Source organism: Okeania sp., from assembly GCF_983059655.1.
This window is the reverse complement of the sequence record NZ_CEZPJD010000537.1, coordinates 1-2,602: the sequence shown is the minus strand read 5'-3', so window position 1 is coordinate 2,602 and position 2,602 is coordinate 1. Positions and strand designations below refer to the sequence as shown.

The 2,602-nt window shown below is 31.3% G+C and carries 3 protein-coding genes; all 3 read left to right on the top strand.

From position 1 onward, the window contains the following. Nucleotides 1-278 precede the first annotated feature (278 nt). The 3 genes from AC3DU7_RS23640 (at nt 279) to AC3DU7_RS23630 (ending at nt 2,050) form a co-directional block, all read left to right on the top strand. Complete coding sequence (locus AC3DU7_RS23640) at nt 279-1,385, top strand: T3SS effector HopA1 family protein (RefSeq protein ID WP_488041747.1); 1,107 nt, start codon at nt 279-281, stop codon at nt 1,383-1,385. A gap of 41 nt (nt 1,386-1,426) precedes the next feature. Continuing rightward, nucleotides 1,427-1,624: a hypothetical protein gene (locus tag AC3DU7_RS23635; RefSeq protein WP_488041746.1), complete on the top strand. Its 198-nt coding sequence runs from the start codon at nt 1,427-1,429 to the stop codon at nt 1,622-1,624. Between the two features lie 237 nt (nt 1,625-1,861). Continuing rightward, nucleotides 1,862-2,050, top strand: a complete 189-nt coding sequence (locus AC3DU7_RS23630; protein WP_488041745.1) for a hypothetical protein — start codon at nt 1,862-1,864, stop codon at nt 2,048-2,050. The last annotated feature ends 552 nt before the right edge of the window (nt 2,051-2,602 follow it).

Below are 2,602 nucleotides of genomic sequence, written 5' to 3'. Positions count from 1 at the left end.
CTAGTAAGCATTCAGCCGTCAGCTATTAGCTCTCAGCTATTAATTTTGGGGAAGATAAAAGCAACCTTTGAAATTGAGAAAGAATAAAAAGTTACTGCCAAAGTCCCCTGACTAAACCTTAGAAGTAATTGTGACTAATTGCTGTTAACGTATAATAGCTGTTTGCTCAGCATTCCGCAGGAAATGCTTACGTTTTCTACTTCATTTAGTTAGTGTTGCACAGTGGTAAATGAAGCAGCACTCTTGAGTTTAAGTAAAATAATAGGAATAAAAAAAATATGCAATTACTAGATTTTTCTCCAGTTCAGCAAACTACTAAACCCGAAGATAGATTGCAGAATGTCTTAGAAGATATTGTGCAAAAAGTTGAAATCAAACCTAACTTCTGTATTCAACATCCAAACTATAAACCATTTGAATTACCTGATGATGTTGTGTCTCGTTTTCAAAATTTACCAAAAGAAATACAGAATAAATATATAGGTCTAATTCTGCGGAGTTTTCTCTACAGAGTTTATTACAATAGTTCGATGAAACCTACTTCAGAATCAGAACTAGATGAACATCGTTTACAGCTAGATTTAGAAAACAATACATTTTTAGGAATATATATGGAGTTTTATGAAAAGCTCCATAAAAGTAATCAAGGAGAAGGTTATTTTGATGCTGATTGGCAAATTTTGAAAGAAGAAAATAATCGTACTTTAGTAGTGACTAAAGGTGGTTTAAAACTCCATATTGAAAGAGAAAAACATTTACAAACTTCTCAAAAAAATGCTGCTATTGGGGATTTAGTAGAAATTAAAATGCCAAAAAACTTAGTACAAAATGGTTTTTATATGGCAGTTAGTAATTCAGGACTACAGAGTTATGGAAGCTCAGAAAATAATTTAACTACGGTCAGAATTTATTTTAATTTAACTCCTGAAGGTACGATTGAAGTAATGAAAAACCTGACACAACAGTTGAACAAAAAAACTATTCCTTTTAGCTTTAAAGTTTTGTATAATCCTGATGAATATAAACGTTATGATTCAGGAGTTCTCTATTTTGATCGGGAATATTATGAATCAGTCTTACCAGTTCTAAAAAATGTTTATTCCCAAACAAAATTAGAGTTTAAGCCAGAAATTCCTTTATTCACCAAACAATTAGCACCAGGATTAGGTTTAGCTGAAGAACCCGATCAAAAGTTTAGTATTCAGGAAAGTTTTGGTATGAACAGATGTCAAATTATAGCTAATGGTTTACTCAAAGCTTGGCATCAAGGCGATCGCTCACCAGAGAATCGTATGAATGCTATTTTAGAGCAATTTAATTTGCTAGGAATTGACGTGCAACATCCCTATCTCAATGCCAATTCTGAGGATATATATCATTTTTAGAATCGGCTATTTTATTAATTTATCAAGGAGAATATTCAACAATGGCTCAAATTCAAATTTCCGACTTAAATCTATTAGGATTTGATTTATTTCAAGGGGAAGAAAGTTTTCTCAATGATTTAACCGATGATGTATACATTAGAGGGGGAATGTTTACTACTCCTATGACTAATATCAGCGTAATTGACATTCCAGCTTCTGAAGATATTTTCGTTCAATCAATCTCTTTTGTTTATTAATTTATTAGAGATGACTAATTCTGAAATTATTATATAGCGCTTCTCTAATTTATGAGATGCAGTTTTAGATCCCCCCTAGCCCCCCTTAAAAAAGGAGGAAGCTTCAAAGTTCCCCTTAAAAAGGGGGATTTAGGGGGATCGTAAATGTACCTCATTTTTATGAGAAATTCTATATCAGGATAACAAAACAAAACTACAATCTACAATCAAACAATTCTACTTAGGAGAAAATAAAAAATGGCTAATATTACAATTTCTGAATTACGTCCTGCTGGGACTCAATTATTCTTAGATTCTGAGAGTTTTATTAATGAACTTACAAACGAGGAGTTTAACTTAACTAAAGGTGGAGCATCTGTAGTCCCAACTATTATTATATATCTCACACCTGGATATGCTCCCTATACTTATATTAAATTTAGATAGTTATAGCAAAAAAGATTTATAGAAAACATCATAAAAACTTACGCATAACCACCAAATATAGTAGAGGTTAACGGCTGTTAAACCCCTACAAATGTCAGATAATTTTTTTTTGCGTAAGTTCCGATCTTATAAATTAGTTCAGGGCTAGTATATTCTAGCTCTGATTTTTTATGGCTATTTTTATCTGAGGGGATGCCAAGCACAAAAAAGACATTAATTTCGGAATTAAATTACCTTAAAATACTTGGATAATCTACAAAAGTACTTTGTTGGAGCAAATATAAAATTACTGAGCAAAAATAATGACATAATTGTATCAATTCATGTTTTTTTTACTTCAAAAAATAGTTGTCAAACCTAAAAATATTAGTCATCATATTAATAGGATAAGAAAGCAAAAAACATTATCCACAATCAAACAATTATACTCTGGAGAAAACGAACAATGGCTAACATTGCAATTTCTGAATTACGTCCTGCTGGTACTGAGCTATTCTTAGATTCTGAAGGTTTCATTAGTGAACTTACAGATGAAGAATTAAACTTAACTAA

Bases quoted from the DNA above. Each gene is read 5' to 3' on its own strand.
- AC3DU7_RS23640 (WP_488041747.1), top strand. From the start codon at position 279: ATGCAATTACTAGATTTTTCTCCAGTTCAGCAAACTACTAAACCCGAA.
- AC3DU7_RS23635 (WP_488041746.1), top strand. From the start codon at position 1,427: ATGGCTCAAATTCAAATTTCCGACTTAAATCTATTAGGATTTGATTTA.
- AC3DU7_RS23630 (WP_488041745.1), top strand. From the start codon at position 1,862: ATGGCTAATATTACAATTTCTGAATTACGTCCTGCTGGGACTCAATTA.